Here is a 17,706-nt window from a genome sequence, read left to right on the forward strand (position 1 = left end):
CTCGCCGCGCCCTGTTCGCTCTCGGGTGAGGTGCGCCGCCCCGCCCGCCGCGCAGGGGTGCGAGGCTGGTAGCGTGATGGGCAGCAGAAGCCCCGACGAAAGGCATCACACGTGAACAAGCGGACCATCGCCGCCCTCGCAACCACTGCGACCGCGGCCTCTTTGGCCCTTGGAGCTTGCTCGACCACGCCCGCCGCCACCCCCGCAGCCTCCGCGAAGGTGTGCGCAGCCATCTCCGGAGCCCACGGCGACGCCGCCACGGACCCCGTCGCGACCGCCCTCGCGGGCGCCGCGAACGACGCCTCTGTCGCCTTCGAGGCGGCCAGCGGGCAGGAGGCCCCGGCCTCGCTCGTGACTTCCGGCTGCACGCTGATCGTGGGCACGGACTCGACTATGGCCGCCTCGATCTCCGAGGCCGCGCGCTCCAACCCGAAGGTCCGCTTCGCCCTCGTAGGCGCCTCCTTCGTCGACTCAAAGGGTGCCGCGACCTCCCTGAAGAACGGCTCGGTCGTCGACGTCGACGCCTCGCAGGCCGCCTACCTGGCCGGCTATGCCTCCGCGGGCATGACGACCACGGGTACGCTCGCCGTCGTCGGCGGAGAGCGCGACAACGTCACCAGCTCGCAGATGTCCGCGTTCTCCCAGGGCGTGGATGCGTACAATCTGGCCAACGGCACGTCGATCACCGTGCTCGGCTGGAACCCCGTCACGAGCGACGGCACGTACGCGGGCAGCGCCGACGAGGTGCGTACGGCGACCGCCGACGTGATCTCTCAGGGCGCCGACATCATCGCCCCCTTTGCCGGTGAGGCCAACGAGGGTGCTGCGCGCGCCGTCACCGAGGCCGCCAACCCGACCGTGCGCCTCGTGTGGTCGGGCCTGACGAAGAACGACCTGAAGGGCCTGACCCGCGACGAGGCCCAGTCGGCTGAGACCGCGCCGATGTCCGGCCAGTCCGGCGCGCCGGTGTCGCAGCAGGTGGACACGCAGTCCTTCGCGGACGCGTTCAGCTACATCCAGATCTCCGACGAGGTTCGCTCTGCCATTGGCGCTCCCGTGCTGACGGGCGTCGTCGTGGATTACAAGGCCGCGATGGAGACGCTCATCGCTCAGGCCCCCGCGGGCGAGAAGGCCACCGTCGTCCCGGTGTCCCTGGCCTCGGGCGGCGTGATCCTCACCGGCTTCGGCTCCTACACGCCGATGCTGTCCTCCGAGCTCAAGCTGGGCCTGTCCGACATGGCCGGCCAGATCGAGACGGGCGGCATGATCATCTCCACGCCCTTCGACGTGTGAGCTGACTGCGCAGACGATTGTGCCCCGGGGACGCGTCCCCGGGGCACAACTCTTGAGGTCTCAGGCTCCCAGCACTGCCAGCGCCGCGCCCGCGCACAGGGCATCCGCGTCGAGTACGAAGGCTGGGTCCACGCAGTACAGGCCCGGGCCGGTGGGCGCGCCGGGAGAGGTGCTCAGCGCGCTCGCCAGCGCGGCGCGGACCTGCTCCTCGGGCAGCGAGGCGCTCAGGGTGCGCCCGTCCGTGGAAACGCTCAGGGAGAGCGCAGCGCCCTCCTCGACGACCGGCACGCCCAGGTGGTCCAGCAGGGTCGCTAGCAGCCCCGAGGCCTCGTCGATCGACACGGAGGCCACGTGTGTGCCGGAAGGCTCCAGAGAAGCGATACGAGAGGCGCAGCGGTCCACGTACGCGCCGATCATTCCGTCGCCCACCGACTCCCAGCCTCCCTGCGAACGGGGGAGGGACGAGCCGTCCCCGCACGCGGCCACGGCCTCGTCGATGAGGGCCAGCTCAGCCTCGGGGGTCAGAGCGCCCTCGCGCGAGCGGTCGATTGCGCGCCCACCCAGGTAGACGAGGGCCTCACCCGACGCGCGCACGTACACGGCGCCGTCCGCCATGACCATGCGCACCGAAAATGCCGTCAGGGGAGCGGGGAGCGCACGCGGCATGAGCAGCGCGTGCCCGCCAGACGCTTCGATGATCGCAGCACCGTCGCGCGCCGCATCCTGATTCTCAGGGGTTTCGTAGCCGATGATCAGGCGGAAACGGCCCCCGGTTCGCGCGGACAGGAAAGAAGCGATACCCGCAAACAGCAACGGGCTTGCACAGCGTGTCATGTGCTGAGGGTAACACCTTGGGTGGTTCGCGCAAAAACGGGTATCAGGAACGAGGCCGGGGCGCGCTCCCGGGAAACGGTGGAGGGACGCAGGTGGGGGAGTGCGCCGCTATCCTGGAGGCATCCACGAAGGAGGAATCATGCAGCTGACGAACCTGACGGACCCGGTCGAGCTCACGCGCCAGATGATCGACATTCCCTCGGTGTCGGGAGATGAAGGGCCCCTGGCTGACGCCGTTGAGGTGGCCCTGCGTGGCGCCGGGTTCGGATCGGTCCCGTCCCTGGAGATCCTGCGTGACGGTGACGCCGTGTGTGCACGGACCCGTCTCGGCCTCGACCAGCGTGTGGTTCTCGCCGGGCACCTTGACACCGTCCCCATCGCCGACAACGTTCCCGGTCGCTTCGAGGAGCGCGACGGGGCCTCGGTCCTGTGGGGTCGCGGGTCGGTCGACATGCTCGGTGGGTGCGCGGCGGCGCTCGCGCTCGCGTGTGAGGTTGGCGCTGTCCTCCGTTCCGGCGACGAGGACGCGCTGAGTGCCGACGTCACCTGGATCTTCTACGACCACGAGGAGGTTGCCTCCCAGCTGAACGGCCTGGGGCGCGTCCAGCGCAACCACCCCGAGTGGCTCGCCGGTAACCTGGCGCTGCTGGGCGAGCCGACCGCCGCCCACGTGGAAGGCGGCTGCAATGGAACCTTGCGCGTCATCGCGCACTTCCCGGGGCGCGCCTCGCACTCGGCGCGCGCGTGGATGGGCGTCAACGCGATTCACGCGATGGCTCCCGTTATCGAGCGTATCGCCGCCTACGGAAACCCCCTCGTCACCGTCGATGGCCTCGAATTCCGCGAATCCCTCTCGGTCGTACGCGTCGAGGGTGGTATCGCCAACAATGTGATCCCCGAGTCTGCGTCGATGACCGTCAACTACCGCTTCGCTCCCTCCACGCGCGCGGACGATGCCCTGGAGTGGGTGCGCGGGCTCTTCGAGGGCACGGGTGCCACGATCGACGTCGATGACCTGTGCGAGGGGGCCAGGCCGGGAGCGGACTCTGACGTCGCCCAGCGCTTCCTGTCCGTCGCCCGTCAGGTCGCGGCCTCGCGGGGCGAGGAGCTGCGGCTGAGCGCGAAGGTAGGCTGGACCGACGTCGCGCGCTTCACTCAGGTCGGCGTGCCCGCCATGAACTTCGGGCCGGGCGACCCGCTGCTGGCGCACACGCGCGACGAACATACCCCCGTATCCGATATCGTGAAGGTGCACGACACGCTGCGCGCGTTCGTGCTCGCGCAGCCGGCACCGACGCCGGCACCACACAGGGAGGCATGACCATGACCAAGCCGACGCACACCTACCGCCGCGGATCCGTCGTCCTGCGAGGCGACCAGATCCCGCGCATGACCTCGGACGCATCGCTGCTCCAGTCCGACCAGAGCGCTGATTGGAAGCACGAGGACCCGTGGCGGGTCCTGCGCATCCAGTCCGAGTTCGTCGAGGGCTTCGAGGCCCTCGCGGAGGTCGGCCCCGCCATCTCGGTGTTCGGTTCCGCTCGCACCCGCCCCGAGGATCCCCTCTACGAGTGCGCCCAGCGCATCGGCGAGCTCCTCGTGGATCGCGGCTACGCGGTCATCACGGGCGGCGGCCCCGGCATGATGGAGGCAGCGAACCGCGGCGCATGGAAGGCCGGTGGCACGTCGATCGGCCTGGGGATCGAGCTGCCCCACGAGCAGGGTATGAACCAGTGGGTGAACCTGGGCGTCAACTTCCGCTACTTCTTCGCCCGTAAGACCATGTTCGTCAAGTACTCGCAGGGCTTCATCGTGATGCCCGGGGGTTTTGGGACCATGGATGAGCTCTTCGAGTCCGCGACCCTCGTGCAGACGGGGAAGATCCGTTCCTTCCCGGTGGTCCTCGTGGGGACCGACTACTGGTCGGGCCTGGTCGATTGGATCCGTTCCGCGATGGTCGACGCTGGGATGATCTCGCCCGGTGACGTGGACCTGCTCCGCGTCGTCGATGACCCGGAGGAGGCCGTGCGTCTAGCGACGGGTGCCTAGTAGTTTCGCACCCTTTATGCGGGTGCTATGTTCTGTCAAACTCCACTTATTACGGGCCTAATTAATCGATCGGCTTATTTTTCTTTGATTACTCTTTGCGATCTGTTAAGGAAAAATGGCGCTTATCCGGTAAAATGGGTATGTTACCCCGCCTGAGGAGGCGCGGGCATAACTCTGAGAAGGAGTACTCTCATGGCAGCAATGAAGCCTCGCACGGGGGATGGACCCCTCGAAGTCAGCGCCGAAGGGCGCGGTATCGTCATGCGAATTCCCACCGAAGGGGGCGGGCGGCTCGTCATTGAGCTGAACGCGCAGGAGGCGGCGGAACTCGCCGAAGCTCTCGGAGCGGCCATCTGACAGATAGAGACGAAGCGGCGGAACAGGATCTCCTGTTCCGCCGCTTGTCTATGAATGGGGGCGCTCATCGCTTCACGGCAACCGCCAGGCCGTCACCGACGGGCAGCAGCGCGGGCACGAACTCATCGGAGTCGCGCAGGTAGTTGACCACCTCGCGGGCGACCACGGTGTGCGCGTCGCGACGCGCGGGGTCAGCGACCTGGTCGCGCCACAGGGCGTGCACGAAAGCGATCGTTCCGCCGGGGCGCAGGATACGCACCGCGTGATCGAGATACTGAGGGGTTTCCTCCAGGTCGCCGTCCAGGACGACCATGTCGTAGCCGCGTGCTGCCATGCGCGGCAGCACGTCAAGGGCGCGCCCGGCGATGAGGCGCGTGCGATGCGAGGATAGGCCCGCGGCGGCGAAGTTGCGGCGCGCGTGGCCCAGCAGCTCAGACTCGGAGTCGATCGTCGTGAGGACGCCGTCGGCGGCCATGCCGTCCAACAGCCACAGGCCGGACACACCCGCGCCCGTGCCCACTTCCAGGACCGCGCGGGCGCCGGAGACAGCCGCCAGCATACGCAGGGCGGCACCGGTGCCAGCGGACACGGGAGAAGCGCCCATTTCGGTAGCGACGGCACGTGCGGCGGTCAGCGCGTCGCTTTCCGCCACGTAGTCCTCGGTGTACACCCACGTCTGGGCCTTGTCCGCCATCGCCGTATCCTCACTCGTGTTTGATCGCCTGGGTGAGGTACGCCTGTGCGTTGATGCCTCCCCAGGCATCAGGGTACAGGCGAGGATGCGCAAGGGCGCGCTGGCGCTCCGAAAATACGCGAAAACCTCACCTGATGAGCATGCGAAACCCCGGCCTCGTCGATGGGGACGAGGCCGGGGCGAAGCCGTGTGGGCTCAGTGCTGGATGGGGGAGACCCCAAGGGGGCGGCCCGCCAGGCCGCGGTTTACCGACGAGAGCTGCTTGGCGAGGGCCGTGAGCTCCTCCGCTGCCGGACCCGAAGCGACGGCGACGGGCTCGCCGCGGTCGCCGCCCTCGCGCAGCGCGATGTCGAGGGGCACCTGGGCCAGCAGCGGCACGGAGTAGCCCAGCTGCGCGGTCAGGCGCTGCGAGACGGACTCGCCGCCGCCCGCGCCGAAGATCTCCAGGCGCGAGCCGTCGGGCTGGGGCAGGAAGGACATGTTTTCGACGACGCCGATGACCTTCTGGTTCGTCTGCGAGGCGATGGAACCGGCGCGCTCGGCAACCTCGGCGGCCGCGACCTGCGGGGTCGTCACGACGAGGATCTCCGAGTTGGGCAGCAGCTGCGCGATCGAGATCGCGACGTCGCCCGTGCCCGGAGGCATGTCGATGAGCAGGACGTCCAGGTCGCCCCAGAACACGTCCGCGAGGAACTGCTGGAGGGCGCGGTGGAGCATGGGGCCGCGCCAGATGACGGCCTGGCCGTCGGGTACGAACATGCCGATCGAGATGACCTTGACACCGCCGGCACCCACGGGCGGGATCATCATGCCGTCGATGACCTGCGGGTCGTGGTCCACGCCGAGCATGCGCGGGATCGAGAAGCCGTAGATGTCCGCGTCCATGACGCCGACCTTGAGGCCCTGCGCGGCCAGCGCGGCGGCCAGGTTCGCGGTCATGGAGGACTTGCCGACGCCGCCCTTACCGGAGGTGACGGCGATGACGCGCGTGAGGGAGTCGGGGTGGGCGAAGGGAATTTCGCGCTCGGGGCGACCGCCGTTGAGCTTCTCGCGCAGAGCCTTCTTCTGGGCCTCGTCCATGACGCCCATCTCGACGGAGACGTTTTCGACGCCGTCGATGGCGCTCACGCGCTCGGTGACGTCCTTGGTGATCTGGGTGCGCAGGGGGCATCCGGCGGTGGTGAGCAGGACCTTGACGGCGACGGAGGAGCCGTCGATCGTGACCATGTCGGGGGTCACCATGTTGAGGTCGGTGATGGGGCGGCGGATCTCGGGGTCGATGACCTGGCCGAGAGCCTCCATGACGGAATCAAGTGTGACTGGCATGGACTCCACTCTACTGGCCGGTGTGCCCATCTTCTAGGGGACGAAAGGCACCGTTGGCCTCGGGCTCAGCCTCCGCCTCGTTCGACGAGGCGTTGGCCGCGTCCGCGGCGATCTCCGCACGCAGGTCCTCCAGCATGTCGCGCAGCTCAGAGCGCACGAAGTCGCGGGTGGCGACGTCCTGGAGGGCCAGGCGCAGGCCTGCGATCTCGCGGGCGAGGTACTCGGTGTCGGCGAGGTTACGCTCCGCGCGAAGACGGTCCTGCTCGGCCACGACGCGGTCGCGGGCGTCCTGGCGGTTCTGCGCGAGCATAATCAGCGGGGCCGAGTATGAGGCCTGGGTCGAGAACGCGAGGTTCAGGAGGATGAAGGGGTAGGGGTCCCAGGCGGCTTCCTCGCTGATGCCGGCGAGCATCAGGTTCGCGCCGATCCACGCGATGACGAAGATCGTCATGTAGAGGACGAAGCGGGGCGAGCCCATGAAACGGGCGGTGGCCTCGGCGAAGCGGCCGAAGCCGTCGCCGCCGCCTGACGAGCGGCGGAAGAACCACCGACGCTTGTCGATCGGGTTATCCAGGCGATCAGCCATCGATGCTCCTTGCCATCATGCGGTCGGTCACGTCGTCGTCGAAGTCTCGCCAGTCCTCGGGCAACAGCTCGTCGAGGACGTCGTCGACCGAGACGGCGCCGTGTAAGTGCCCGTCCTCGTCGACGACGGGCAGGACCGTCAGGTTGTAGGTTGCCAGCAGACGCGTCACTGTCGCGATGTGCGCGTTGGGGTCCACGGACTCGATGTCGCGGTCCAGGATCGTGCCGAGCAGAGTCTGCGGGGGCTCGCGCAGCGCGCGCTGGATGTGCACCATGCCCAGGTACTGGCCGGTCGGGGTCTCCTGGGGTGGGCGTGCGATGAAGGCGACGGTCGCGATCGAGGCCGGGATGTCCTCGCGTCGTACGGCAGCCAACATCTGGGCGACGGTCGCGTTGGGGCCGAAAATGACGGGCTCGGTGGTCATGAGCGAACCGGCGGTCGACTCGTCGTAGGTCATGAGTCGACGCACGTCCTCGGCCTCTTCGGGCTCCATGAGGGCCAGCAGGGACTGGGCCTGCGCGTCGGGCAGCTCGGCGACGAGGTCGGCCGCGTCGTCGGGCTGCATGACGTCCAGAACGTCGGCGGCTCGGGCGGCTTCCAGCGCGGAGACGATCGCGATACGGTCGTCGTTACCCAGCTCCTCGAGCACGTCGGCGAGGCGCGCATCCGTCAGCTGCATGGCGACCGCCATCTTGCGGTCCTGGGGGAGCGTGTGCATGAAGTCCGCCAGGTCCGCGGGGCGCATGTCCTCCGTGTACTGCACGAGCGCGGTCGCCGCCTGGTTCGAGTCGGTCTTGAGCAGGCCGGAGACCTCGGACACGTCCACGGTGAGGGTCTCGCCACTGCGCGTGAAACCGAGGGAGGACGTGCGCACGCGCTGGACGTGCAACGTGGAGATCACCCAGTCCTTGGGGCGGCGCTGGCGCATCGCGACATCGAGGATGCGCACCTGGCCCGAGCCGTCGTTCATGGTGACGACGCGATCGAAGAGCTCGGAGAGCACGAGCGTCTCGATGGGACGCTGCGTGAAGGAACGGATGTTGAGCAGGCCCGTCGTGATGACGGAACCGGACTCGATGGCGGTGACGCGAGTGAGAGGCAGGAAGACACGCTTACGCGGGCCGACCTCGACGACGAAGCCGATGACGTTGGCTTCGGATTTCAGCCGAAAGATGACAACGACATCGTGAATCTTGCCGACCTGGTCGCCCAAAGGGTCGAAAACACTGGTGCCAGCGAGCTTTCCGATGTAGACGCGCCGACTCTTGGTGCCTAGTTCAATAGATGCAATGCTCACTCTTCCATCTTAGGCTGGTGACCACAGATGCGTACTGATGAGCCGGTCGCCGCATGAACAATGCGTTCCATGCCACCGAGGCCGGGGACGAAGGAGAAGAAATGGCTGTCGTGATGGACCCGCAGATGCCCACGGGCACCGAGGTCGCCTCGTACGAGACCTACGCGCAGGCCCGCGCCGGTGTCGACTTCCTATCGGATGCCGGCTTCGACGTTTCCGCGATCACGATTGTTGGCTCCGACCTGCACCTCGTCGAGCGCGTCAAAGGACGCCTGACGATCGCCCGCGCCTCGCTCTCGGGTGCGTCCAGCGGTGGCCTGTGGGGAGCCCTGGGTGGCATGCTCATGTCCGCCGGGCAAAACGCGGGCGGAACGGGTTCATGGGTCGTCGGTGGCATCATCGTCGGCGCCCTGATTGGCATGGCTCTATCCGCTCTGTCCTTCATCATTCGCGGACGCAGCCGCGACCTCGTGTCCTCCCAGCAGGTTGTCGCGCAGCGCTACGCGGTCCTGGCCTCGGCGGACATCGATCGCGCCTATCAGATCCTGCAGCGCACCCCCGGCAATCGCGCGCGCGTCGTGCGCCCGCGCACGGAGCAGGCGCGCCCGAAGAAGGATTCCGTTGGTTTCTTCCCCGACGGCCGCCCCCGCTTCGGCGCGGCGACCAAGGACGGGGAGGTGCCCGGTGGTCGCGAGACACCCGAGGCCACGTCCCCCCAGGCCCACGCCCCCGTGAGCGCGCCCGAGGCCTTGGCCCCTGCAACGAACAGCCCCGAGAGCGCGGCGTCCGCACATGAGGACGCCCCGGCCTCGTCCCCCGAAAAGGACCAGACCGAGGCGTAACCTCAGCGTCTTCGCGTGGCTCAGCGGGACTGAACGCTCGCGATCCACTCCTCGACGTCGGCGATCGTGCGCGGGATGTCCTCGGAGATGCGTGTGACGGTGCCGTCGGCGTTCACCACGACGTCGTCCTCGATGCGCACGCCGATGCCCCGGTATTCCTCGGGGATCAGCAGGTCGTCGGCGCGGAAGTACAGGCCCGGTTCGATCGTGAAGACCATGCCCGGCTCGAGCAGCGCGCCCTGGTAGAGCTCCGCGCGCGCCTTCGCGCAGTCGTGCACGTCCAGGCCCAGGTGGTGGCTGGTGCCGTGCGGCATCCAGCGACGGTGCTGCTGGCCCTCGGGTGCCAGGGACTCTTCCGGGGTGACGGGCAGAATGCCCCACTCGTACAGGCGGGCGGCGATGACCTTCATGGCGGCGTCATGAACGTCCTTGAAGCGGCAGCCCGGCTCATTGGCGCGGGCCAGGGCGGCCTCGCAGGCGTCGAGGACCGCCTGGTAGACGCGCGCCTGGACCTCGGTGAAGCGGCCGTTGACGGGCAGCGTGCGCGTGATGTCGGCCGTGTAGAGGGAGTCGACCTCGACGCCCGCGTCGACGAGCACAAGGTCGCCCTCGCGCACCTCGCCGTCGTTGTCGATCCAGTGCAGGGTGTTCGCGTGGTTGCCCGAGGCCGCGATGGTCTCGTATCCCTCGCCGTTGCCCTCTTCTCGGGCGACCGCTCGGAATGCGCCCTCGATGACGCGCTCGCCGCGACGGTGGCCGACGGCGCGCGGCAGGACGCGGATGATGTCCTCGAAGCCAGCCTTGGTGACCTCGACCGCGCGGATCATTTCCTCAAGCTCGAAGGCGTCCTTGGTCAGGCGGATCTCGGAGAGGTGTTCCTCGAGGGCCTCGTCCTCCTTGCGCGTATCCTCTCCCGCGGGCAGCCCAGCCTGGGCGCGCACCTCGTTGACCATCGCCTCGACGTTTGCATCCACGCCGCGCACGATGCGCAGCTGAACGGTCCCGGCGTCCTTTGCCAGCACGTCGCGCAGCGTGTCGATGTGGCGGGTCTCCAGGCCGGTCTGCGCGCTCAGCTCCTCGAGCGAGGGGCGCGCGCCCACCCAGAATTCGCCGTAGCGGGCGTCCGCGTAAAACTCCTTGGAGGAACGCGAGGCGCGGGGCTTGAAGAAGAGCAGGGGAGTGTGGGTGCCGTCCTCGTTCGGCTCCAGCACCAGGACGGTGTCCGGCTCCTTCTCGCCGCCCAGGCCCGACAGGTGCGCGAAGGCGGAATGCGCGCGGAAACGATAGTCGCAGTCGTTGGAGCGGACCTTGTAGGGGCCCGCAGGCACGACGAGACGCTCACCCGGGAAGGGGGTACCGGCCTTCAGGGTGCGGTCGTGCAGGAAGTCGGCGACGCGCTCGCGCTCGGGCAGTTCGGAGGGACGAGGCCCCCAACCGGAGCCGATGAAATCGCGGAATGCGGAGGACTGGGGCTGACGGGAGCGGGTTTCGCCGCGATCGGCCATGGACTGGGACGCTTCTTCACTCATGGTCACTATTCTACGGCTTCTCGGCCCCTCGGGCGGGTTCGATGGTCATGACAAACCCCGGCCTCGTCTCCCTGTGGCGCGCGCTGCGCCGGGAACGAGGCCGGGGCCGTGTCGGGTGGAAGAGGCTCAGTCCTGGAGGGTGAGCTCTCCCGCGATGGACAGGTCCATCCACCGCTTGAAGTCCGCGCCGCGCTTGCCCTGCGAGAGCAGGAAGACAGTCTTGGCGTAGAGGGCCTCGAGCGTCATGTCATGCGCACCGATTGCGCCGAGGCGCGCCAGCGCGTTGCCGGCCTCGTAGTGGCCGAGCATGACCTCGGACTGGTAGCACTGGGAGGCGACGATGATCGGCACCTCGGCCTGCGCGAGCTCGGCCAGGACGTCCACGAGACCCGGCTCGGAGGCCGGGATATTCCCCACGCCGAAGGTGCGCAGGATGACCGCGTCCGGGTGAGGCGTCGTCATGGCGCGCAGTCGCGCGGCGCTCATGCCGGGCACCACGTCGATGACGGCGACATCCTGGCGCTTGTACGGGCTGGGATCCTGCCAGCCGGTGCCTGCGCTCGGAGCGCCGTACCAGCGCCACGGGGCGCCCGTGCGTGCCATGGGGGACACGGAGGGCGACTCGAATCCGCGGAATGCCCACGACGAGGTCTTGGTGGCGCGGTTGCCGGCCAGGAGTTTGTGCCCGAAGAACAGCATGACGCCTCGGGCGCGGTGCGAAATCGCGGCGCGCAGGGCGCCCGTGACGTTCGCGGACGCGTCCGAGCCGACGACGCCAAGCGGGTACTGAGACCCGGTCAGAACGACCGGCTTACCCATGCTTGCCAGCGCGTAGGACAGGGCCGCGGCCGAGTAGGCCATCGTGTCCGTGCCGTGCAGGACCAGGAAGGCATCGGCCTCGTCCGCGTGCGCGTTGATGTCGTCGATGATGGCCTGCCAGTCCTCGGGGGTAGCCTCCGAGGAGTCGATGAGCGGGTCCAGCGTCGACATCGTGATGTTCGAGGCCAGCTCGATGCCCTCCAGCTGGGAGCCGAACCAGCCCTGCAGGTCAGCGCCGGGACGCAGACCCTCGGGGGAGTCGACCATGCCGATGGTGCCACCGGCATACGTGACGTGAAGACGCACTGTTCGTCCTTTCTCAGTCGCCCGCCACCAGGGTTTCCTCGCCCTGCAGCGAGGCGGCGGCCTCGTCGGTCAGGTTCCCGACGCGTCCGCGCACGTAGTACCAGCCGGCGACCATGAGGACGATGACCACGGCGAAGAGGGCGAGGGTCCAACGGCCCGACTCGGAGGTCACGTTCGAGGCCACGACGACCGTGAAGAAGAGCAGTGCCAGGTAGTTGGTGTAGGGGGCGCCGGGCATGCGGAACTCGGGGCGCTGTTCCTCGCCGCGCTTGACCTTGCGCAGGAACGCCAGGTGCGAGATGAGGATCATCGCCCAGGTGCCGGCGATACCGATGCCCGCCAGGTCCATGACGATGTTGAAGGCGTTCTCCGGAACGAAGGCGTTGAGCAGGACGCCGAGCAGGCCGAGCGATGCCGTGACGACGATGCCGCCGTAGGGGACGTGGTTCTTGTTGAGGCGAGCCGCGAAGCGCGGGCCCTCGCCCACGAGCGCCATCGAGCGCAGCGTGCGGCCGGTCGCGTACAGGCCGGCGTTGAGAGAGGACAGGGCGGCGGTCAGGACGACGACCTGCATGATGTCGCCCGCGTGGGGCACGCCGAGGCCGGAGAAGAACGTCGTGAACGGGGACTCATTCGACGAGTAGGCGGTGTAGGGCAGCGCCAGGGCGAAGAGAACGACGGAGCCGACGTAGAAGAAGAAGATGCGGATGACCATCGAGTTGATGGCCTTGGGCAGGATCTTCGCGGCGTCCTTGGCCTCGCCGGCCGCGACGCCCACCATCTCGGTGCCGCCGAAGGCGAAGACGACGCCGAGGGTGAGGGCGAAGACAGGCGCCAGGCCCTCGGGGAACCAGCCGCCGGACTCGGAGATGTTGTGGACACCCGCGGTGTACTCGCCGACCGAGGACTGCGTGAGGATCGCCCAGATAGCGACGCCCATGAAGATGAGGATCGTCGCGACCTTGATCATCGCGAACCAGAACTCCGCCTCACCGAAGGCCTTCACGCTCATCATGTTGAGGACGAAGACGAGACCCAGAGCGATGAGGGCGATGACCCACTGAGGGACCACCTTGAACATGTTCCAGTAATGCATGTAGACGGCGACCGCGGTGATGTCGGCCATGACCGTAACCGCCCAGTCCAGGAAGAAGAACCAGCCGGTGATGAATGCGCCCTTTTCACCCAGGAACTCGCGGGCGTAGGAGACGAACGCGCCCGAGGAGGGGCGGCGCACCGCCAGCTCGCCGAGGGCGCGGACCATCAGGAACGCGAAGACGCCACACACTGCGTAGGCGAAGGCCAGAGCGGGGCCGCCCAGCGCCAGACGGCCACCCGCACCCAGGAACAGGCCGGTGCCGATCGAACCGCCGATGGCGATCATCTGGATGTGTCGGTTTTTCAGAGCCTTGTTGTACCCGGCATCTCCCGCGTCAGTCGCGGTGGACACCTGGGTCTGATCCTTGTCAGACACGCGTGTACTCCAATCGGTGTTGAGGGAGGCCAAATGGCCGTGTACTGCCAGTTTCCTACAGTCGACAGCCCGTCGCCGCAGGTGAGCGGTTAACCAAAAAGGGTGAAGGTGAGATGGGAGAACGTGCAGACGATAAGGTCAAAATCAAGCAAATACAGGCTCTTTGGTGAGACGTGCGGCGTTCGCGGGTGGTGTTCGCCCGCGCGGTTGTGTGATGGGATTAATGGGGTAGTCTCAAATGGTGAAGCGAATTGACCCCCACACTCATAGCGCGTATTCAGACGGGACGGATACGCCCGCGCAGCTCCTGGCTATCGCCGCGCAGGCCGGGCTCGACGCCATCGCGCTGACGGACCACGACACGACGGCCGGATGGGACGAGGCCGTGGCCGCCGTCGCGGACACCGGCGTGAGCCTCATCCGGGGCGCCGAGATGTCGTGCTCCTCCTCGGGGTTCACCGTGCACCTCCTGGCCTACCTTTTCGACCCGGCTAACCCCAGCCTCGTCGATAATTTCCGACGCACGCGCGAGGACCGCGAGACGCGCGCCGCGCGCATGGTCGAGAACCTGTCGGCTGACTACCCGATTACGTTGGACGACGTGCTCGCCTTCGCGCCCGAGGGCGGCCCCGTGGGGCGCCCGCACATCGCCGACGCGCTCGTCGCCGCCGGTGCCTTCCCCGACCGTAGCGCCGCTTTCGTCGAGGCCCTGCATCCGTCGGGTCCCTACTACGTGCACCATTGGGCGCCCGACCCGGTCGAGGCCGTGCGCTGCGTGCGGCAGGCCGGGGGAGTGCCGGTCCTGGCCCACCCCCGCGCTCGCAAGCGCCAGCGCCTGCTGCCCGAGGCCGTCATCGCCGACATGGCGGCGGCCGGCCTCTTCGGCATCGAGCGCGACCACCGCGACCACGCGCCCGAGGACCGTGCCGACGTCGAGCGCATCGCCAGCGAGTTGGGCCTGGCGATGTTCGGCTCCTCCGACTACCACGGGACGGGCAAGCCGAACCGTATCGGCGAAAACACGACGGACCCGCAGGTGATCGCCGAGGTCATCGCGCAGGGCGCCATCGAGGTGATCGAGCCGTGAGCCTCTTCGACGTCACCCTCTTCGCGACCGCCTTCGCGACACTGACGGTCATTATGGACCCCATTGGGACCGTGCCCGTCTTCCTGGGGCTCACCGCCCGTTACTCCCAGCCCAAGCAGCGGCGCGCCGCCATCCAGGCCACCTCCGTGTCCTTCGGCGTCATCTTGACCTTCGCGATCCTGGGCGGGCAGATCCTGCGCCTCCTGCATATTTCGATGGAGGCCCTCCAGCTCTCCGGCGGCGTCCTGCTCTTCCTCGTCGCCATGGAACTCCTCATGGGCACGGACTCGTCCTCACCGGACACGGGGGACGAGGGCGTCAACGTTGCGCTCGTCCCGCTGGGGACGCCGCTGCTCGCCGGCCCCGGCTCGATCGTCGCCGTCATGGTGGCCGTCGGACAGGCCGGAACGAACGTGGGATCGTGGATCGCTGTCATCGTCGCCGTCGTGCTCGCACACATCGTCATGTGGCTGACCATGCGCTTCTCGCTGATGCTCTCCAGGGCGCTTGGCCCCGGCGGCATCATGCTGCTGACAAAGATCTCCGGTCTGCTGCTGGCCGCCATTGCGACGCAGCTCATCATGGAGGGAATCTTCCAGTTCATTGCGACCGCCAAGCTGTCCTGACCTGGTTGTTCTCGCGCGCGGCGGAGCCGAACAAAGCCCCGCGAAAAAGTGGGGTGCGACTCGCCGATGCGTGATTTTCGAGAATCTGTGCGTAATGGTCAGGAAATGTTGTAGGGTGGGCGAGAACGCCGTGACGCGCACGGCCCGCACTGGTCAGGGTCACGCATTCATCCCTCACCACAATTGTTCCAGGAGAAACAATGAAGAAGACGACCTCTTCCCTGTTCGCCGCCACCGCGGCACTCGGTCTGATCGCCGCTTCGGCCGGCGTTGCTTTCGCCGCCGAGACCCCCGTCACCGAGCAGCCCTCGACCCCGGCCACCGAGGCCCCGGCCACCGAGCAGCCCTCGACCCCGGCCACCGAGGATCCGGCCCCCGAGCAGCCCTCGACCCCGGCCACCGAGGATCCGGCCCCCGAGCAGCCCTCCACCGAGGACCCGACTCCCGAGCAGCCCGCTACCGAGGATCCGGCCCCCGCCGTCGACCCGGCCCCCGCCGCCGATCAGGGTGGCGCTGGCGCTGCCTCCGGCCCCGTCGGCACCACCGGCGTGACCACCCGCGGCCAGATCTCCACCGGCAACGGCCCGGCCCCCGTCTCCGCTCGTGGCGGCATCCGCAATACGAACGCTCCGGCCGGCACCCCCGCCGCCTCGAACCCGACGCTGGCCAACACCGGCTCCGTCGCTTCGATCGCCGCTGGCGCTGGCGTTATCGCGCTGGCCGGTGGCGTGACCCTGGTGGTTGCTCGCAAGCGCCACTGAGGCATCTTTGCCTGGCAAGCAACGCGGGCCCGCTCGATTCGAGCGGGCCCGCGTTTTGTCTAGTTTGCGCAGATCGCGCGATAGTTGTGCACGAACGTGCAGTTAGAAACCGCGAATTTGCACCGAAAAATCACCGTTTCGCCTTGAAATGATGCGTGCATCACATGCACAATGGAACTACCGAAAGTCACCATGAATTGAGCCCTCATGATGAACCGGTGATGGGAAGTGGCACCACTCATCAAGAGCGGTGCCACTTTCCTGTTGATGCGTCCCTGCGGAGCGTGCCCCCCGCAGGGACGCGCCCTGCGGGGGGCAATCCGTCAGTGCTGGCGACGGCGCAGAGCCAGAGCTCCCAGGCCTGCCAGTCCAGCCATGATGGCCGCACCGGCCAGCATCGGGGTGTCAGCACCCGTGCGAGCGAGGTTGCCGCTCGGGGTTGCGGACGGAGCGGGAGCGGGGGTCGTCGGCTCGGGCGTCGGGGAATCCGACGGCGCCGGCGTGGTCGGCACCTCGGTGGGAACCGTGCACTCGCTGTCCGTGCCGGTCAGCCAGTTGTGCAGGACGATCGGGGCCAGGACCGGGGAGCCCTCGAGGGTCTCGCCGGTCAGGATGCCGTTGATGTTGAAGGAGAAGCCGGAGTTGGCCGGCATGTGCTTGATCGTGACGGTGATGGTCTTGCCGTCCTCGCTGACCTTGATATCGCCCAGGCCCTCGACAGTGTTCTTGAAGCCGTTACCCTGGAGCGCGCCGGCACCGGGGTTGGAGATCGTGTTGATCGTGGAGGCGTCGAACTTCAGGCCCTGGACGGCCTTGATCGTCAGCGTCGCGTTGGTGAGGTCCTTGTGGGTGGCGCCGTAGAGGCGCAGGGTGCGCGAGTCGCCGACCTTCGGATCGGTACCGGTGGCAACGAACCAGCCATCAGCGTTGGCCTCGCCCCACTTGGGCTCCTCAGAACCCCAGGAGCCCGCGTACTTGTTGCGCTCGTTGATGTCGCGCGAGTAGGGGCTCCACACGGTGCGGTCCACGGTCGTGACCTGGCACTTGGCGAGCTCGGGGGTCTCGGGGGTGGGCAGGTCTCCGCACACCTGGCCGTCGGCCGGGAACTGGGCGCCGACCAGGTTGGCGGACGCGGTCGAGGACTCGGCGCCCTCGGGGAAGGTGCCCGTGAACTGGAAGACAGTGCCGGTGTTGGCGTCGAGGCCCTTGTTCAGCGTGATGGTCCAAATGTTCTTGGCAGCGTCGGTCAGGGTGGCGGTGAAGTCGCCGTCATTCCACGTGTACTCGGCTTCACGCGGGCCCCAGGCCTGCATGTATGCGTTGAGGCCCGCGCGGGTCTCGATCTTGCCGATGAAGGTGGTGTCGGCCATGTCGTCGGGCAGGTCGACGGTGATCGTCGTGCCGGCGGCCAGCTTGTTCTTCGTGGCCACGGGGAAGCGCCAGTTCTGCATGGAACCGGCGATCCAGTGGTTGGCCTCGAACATGCCCGGAGCAGTGTAGGTCTCGGTGTTGAAGTTCGTCGAGATCTTCGATTTGTAGCCGTTGTTCGAGCCGGTGGCGACCTTGTTGACGGTGCCGTCGGAGTTACGGGTGATGTCGGCAGGGTTCACCAGCTCGGGGTGGTGGGCCAGGATGTCCGTGTCGAGGATCGCCGCGGCGGTCCAGTCGGCGCGGCACGCGGTGGACTTGTCGCCGTTGGCGGTGCCGGGACCCGTGGGCTGGTTCTCGTCGGAGGGCGAGGCCATGGCGGGGCCTGCGATCAGGGCGGTCGCGAGCGTGGCGCTCAGAGCGGTTGCGATGGTCAACTTATGCATCGGTTTCATCGT

17 protein-coding genes are annotated in these 17,706 nt (G+C 67.8%); 8 read left to right on the forward strand and 9 right to left on the reverse strand.

All coding sequences use genetic code 11. The annotated features are described in order from the left end of the window. The first annotated feature begins 111 nt into the window (after window positions 1-111). Entirely contained in the window at window positions 112-1,293 is a 1,182-nt protein-coding gene (locus JJJ16_RS00990) for a BMP family ABC transporter substrate-binding protein (protein ID WP_219751027.1), read from the forward strand. A 60-nt stretch (window positions 1,294-1,353) separates the two neighbouring features. Here JJJ16_RS00990 and JJJ16_RS00995 read toward each other — a convergent pair whose 3' ends face one another. Next, window positions 1,354-2,127, reverse strand: coding sequence for a phosphomannomutase (locus JJJ16_RS00995; protein WP_219751028.1), 774 nt, complete (start codon window positions 2,125-2,127; stop codon window positions 1,354-1,356). 139 nt (window positions 2,128-2,266) lie between these two features. Here JJJ16_RS00995 and dapE point away from each other — a divergent pair, with 139 nt between their 5' ends. The 3 genes from dapE to JJJ16_RS01010 all read left to right on the forward strand — a co-directional run bounded on the left by dapE (window position 2,267) and on the right by JJJ16_RS01010 (window position 4,533). Then, window positions 2,267-3,448: a succinyl-diaminopimelate desuccinylase gene (gene dapE / locus JJJ16_RS01000; RefSeq protein ID WP_219751029.1), complete on the forward strand. Its 1,182-nt coding sequence runs from the start codon at window positions 2,267-2,269 to the stop codon at window positions 3,446-3,448. Between the two features lie 2 nt (window positions 3,449-3,450). Further along, the gene (locus JJJ16_RS01005; RefSeq protein WP_219751935.1) at window positions 3,451-4,176 is read left to right on the forward strand and encodes a TIGR00730 family Rossman fold protein; all 726 of its coding nucleotides are present in this window, start codon (window positions 3,451-3,453) and stop codon (window positions 4,174-4,176) included. A 192-nt stretch (window positions 4,177-4,368) separates the two neighbouring features. Beyond that, the gene (locus tag JJJ16_RS01010; protein ID WP_007589628.1) at window positions 4,369-4,533 is read left to right on the forward strand and encodes a DUF3117 domain-containing protein; all 165 of its coding nucleotides are present in this window, start codon (window positions 4,369-4,371) and stop codon (window positions 4,531-4,533) included. Between the two features lie 64 nt (window positions 4,534-4,597). Here JJJ16_RS01010 and JJJ16_RS01015 read toward each other — a convergent pair whose 3' ends face one another. From JJJ16_RS01015 to JJJ16_RS01030, 4 genes are all read right to left on the reverse strand, one after another. Then, window positions 4,598-5,227, reverse strand: coding sequence for an O-methyltransferase (locus tag JJJ16_RS01015; protein ID WP_219751030.1), 630 nt, complete (start codon window positions 5,225-5,227; stop codon window positions 4,598-4,600). A 195-nt stretch (window positions 5,228-5,422) separates the two neighbouring features. Beyond that, entirely contained in the window at window positions 5,423-6,553 is a 1,131-nt protein-coding gene (locus tag JJJ16_RS01020; RefSeq protein ID WP_219751031.1) for an Mrp/NBP35 family ATP-binding protein, read from the reverse strand. A gap of 10 nt (window positions 6,554-6,563) precedes the next feature. Next, on the reverse strand, window positions 6,564-7,139 hold the full coding sequence (locus JJJ16_RS01025) for a DUF1003 domain-containing protein (protein ID WP_219751032.1): 576 nt from the start codon (window positions 7,137-7,139) through the stop codon (window positions 6,564-6,566). After that, window positions 7,132-8,436 (reverse strand): magnesium transporter MgtE N-terminal domain-containing protein, encoded by a 1,305-nt coding sequence (locus JJJ16_RS01030; protein WP_219751033.1) that lies wholly within the window; start codon window positions 8,434-8,436, stop codon window positions 7,132-7,134. The genes JJJ16_RS01025 and JJJ16_RS01030 overlap by 8 nt, the downstream gene beginning before the upstream one ends. A gap of 101 nt (window positions 8,437-8,537) precedes the next feature. Between JJJ16_RS01030 and JJJ16_RS01035 the strand changes: the two genes are divergently transcribed. Then, entirely contained in the window at window positions 8,538-9,278 is a 741-nt protein-coding gene (locus JJJ16_RS01035; protein WP_219751034.1) for a general stress protein, read from the forward strand. A gap of 20 nt (window positions 9,279-9,298) precedes the next feature. Here JJJ16_RS01035 and JJJ16_RS01040 read toward each other — a convergent pair whose 3' ends face one another. From JJJ16_RS01040 to JJJ16_RS01050, 3 genes are all read right to left on the reverse strand, one after another. Further along, on the reverse strand, window positions 9,299-10,807 hold the full coding sequence (locus JJJ16_RS01040) for an aminopeptidase P family protein (RefSeq protein WP_219751035.1): 1,509 nt from the start codon (window positions 10,805-10,807) through the stop codon (window positions 9,299-9,301). Between the two features lie 126 nt (window positions 10,808-10,933). Then, complete coding sequence (locus JJJ16_RS01045; RefSeq protein ID WP_219751036.1) at window positions 10,934-11,932, reverse strand: asparaginase; 999 nt, start codon at window positions 11,930-11,932, stop codon at window positions 10,934-10,936. Between the two features lie 13 nt (window positions 11,933-11,945). Further along, a complete protein-coding gene (locus JJJ16_RS01050; protein WP_219751037.1) occupies window positions 11,946-13,406 on the reverse strand; it encodes an amino acid permease in 1,461 nt (486 codons plus the stop codon). Window positions 13,407-13,644: 238 nt separating this feature from the next. Between JJJ16_RS01050 and JJJ16_RS01055 the strand changes: the two genes are divergently transcribed. From JJJ16_RS01055 to JJJ16_RS01065, 3 genes are all read left to right on the forward strand, one after another. Next, window positions 13,645-14,493, forward strand: a complete 849-nt coding sequence (locus JJJ16_RS01055; protein WP_219751038.1) for a PHP domain-containing protein — start codon at window positions 13,645-13,647, stop codon at window positions 14,491-14,493. Then, window positions 14,490-15,119, forward strand: coding sequence for a MarC family protein (locus JJJ16_RS01060; RefSeq protein WP_070834720.1), 630 nt, complete (start codon window positions 14,490-14,492; stop codon window positions 15,117-15,119). The genes JJJ16_RS01055 and JJJ16_RS01060 overlap by 4 nt, the downstream gene beginning before the upstream one ends. Before the next feature lie 200 nt (window positions 15,120-15,319). Beyond that, window positions 15,320-15,880 (forward strand): LPXTG cell wall anchor domain-containing protein, encoded by a 561-nt coding sequence (locus JJJ16_RS01065; protein ID WP_219751039.1) that lies wholly within the window; start codon window positions 15,320-15,322, stop codon window positions 15,878-15,880. A 323-nt stretch (window positions 15,881-16,203) separates the two neighbouring features. On the opposite strand, the gene JJJ16_RS01070 is transcribed toward JJJ16_RS01065, so the two are convergent. Beyond that, a complete protein-coding gene (locus tag JJJ16_RS01070; RefSeq protein ID WP_225904953.1) occupies window positions 16,204-17,694 on the reverse strand; it encodes a hypothetical protein in 1,491 nt (496 codons plus the stop codon). Window positions 17,695-17,706 lie beyond the last annotated feature (12 nt).

The sequence above is a fragment of the Schaalia sp. ORNL0103 genome (assembly GCF_019429565.1).
In the GTDB taxonomy this organism is placed as follows: domain Bacteria; phylum Actinomycetota; class Actinomycetes; order Actinomycetales; family Actinomycetaceae; genus Pauljensenia.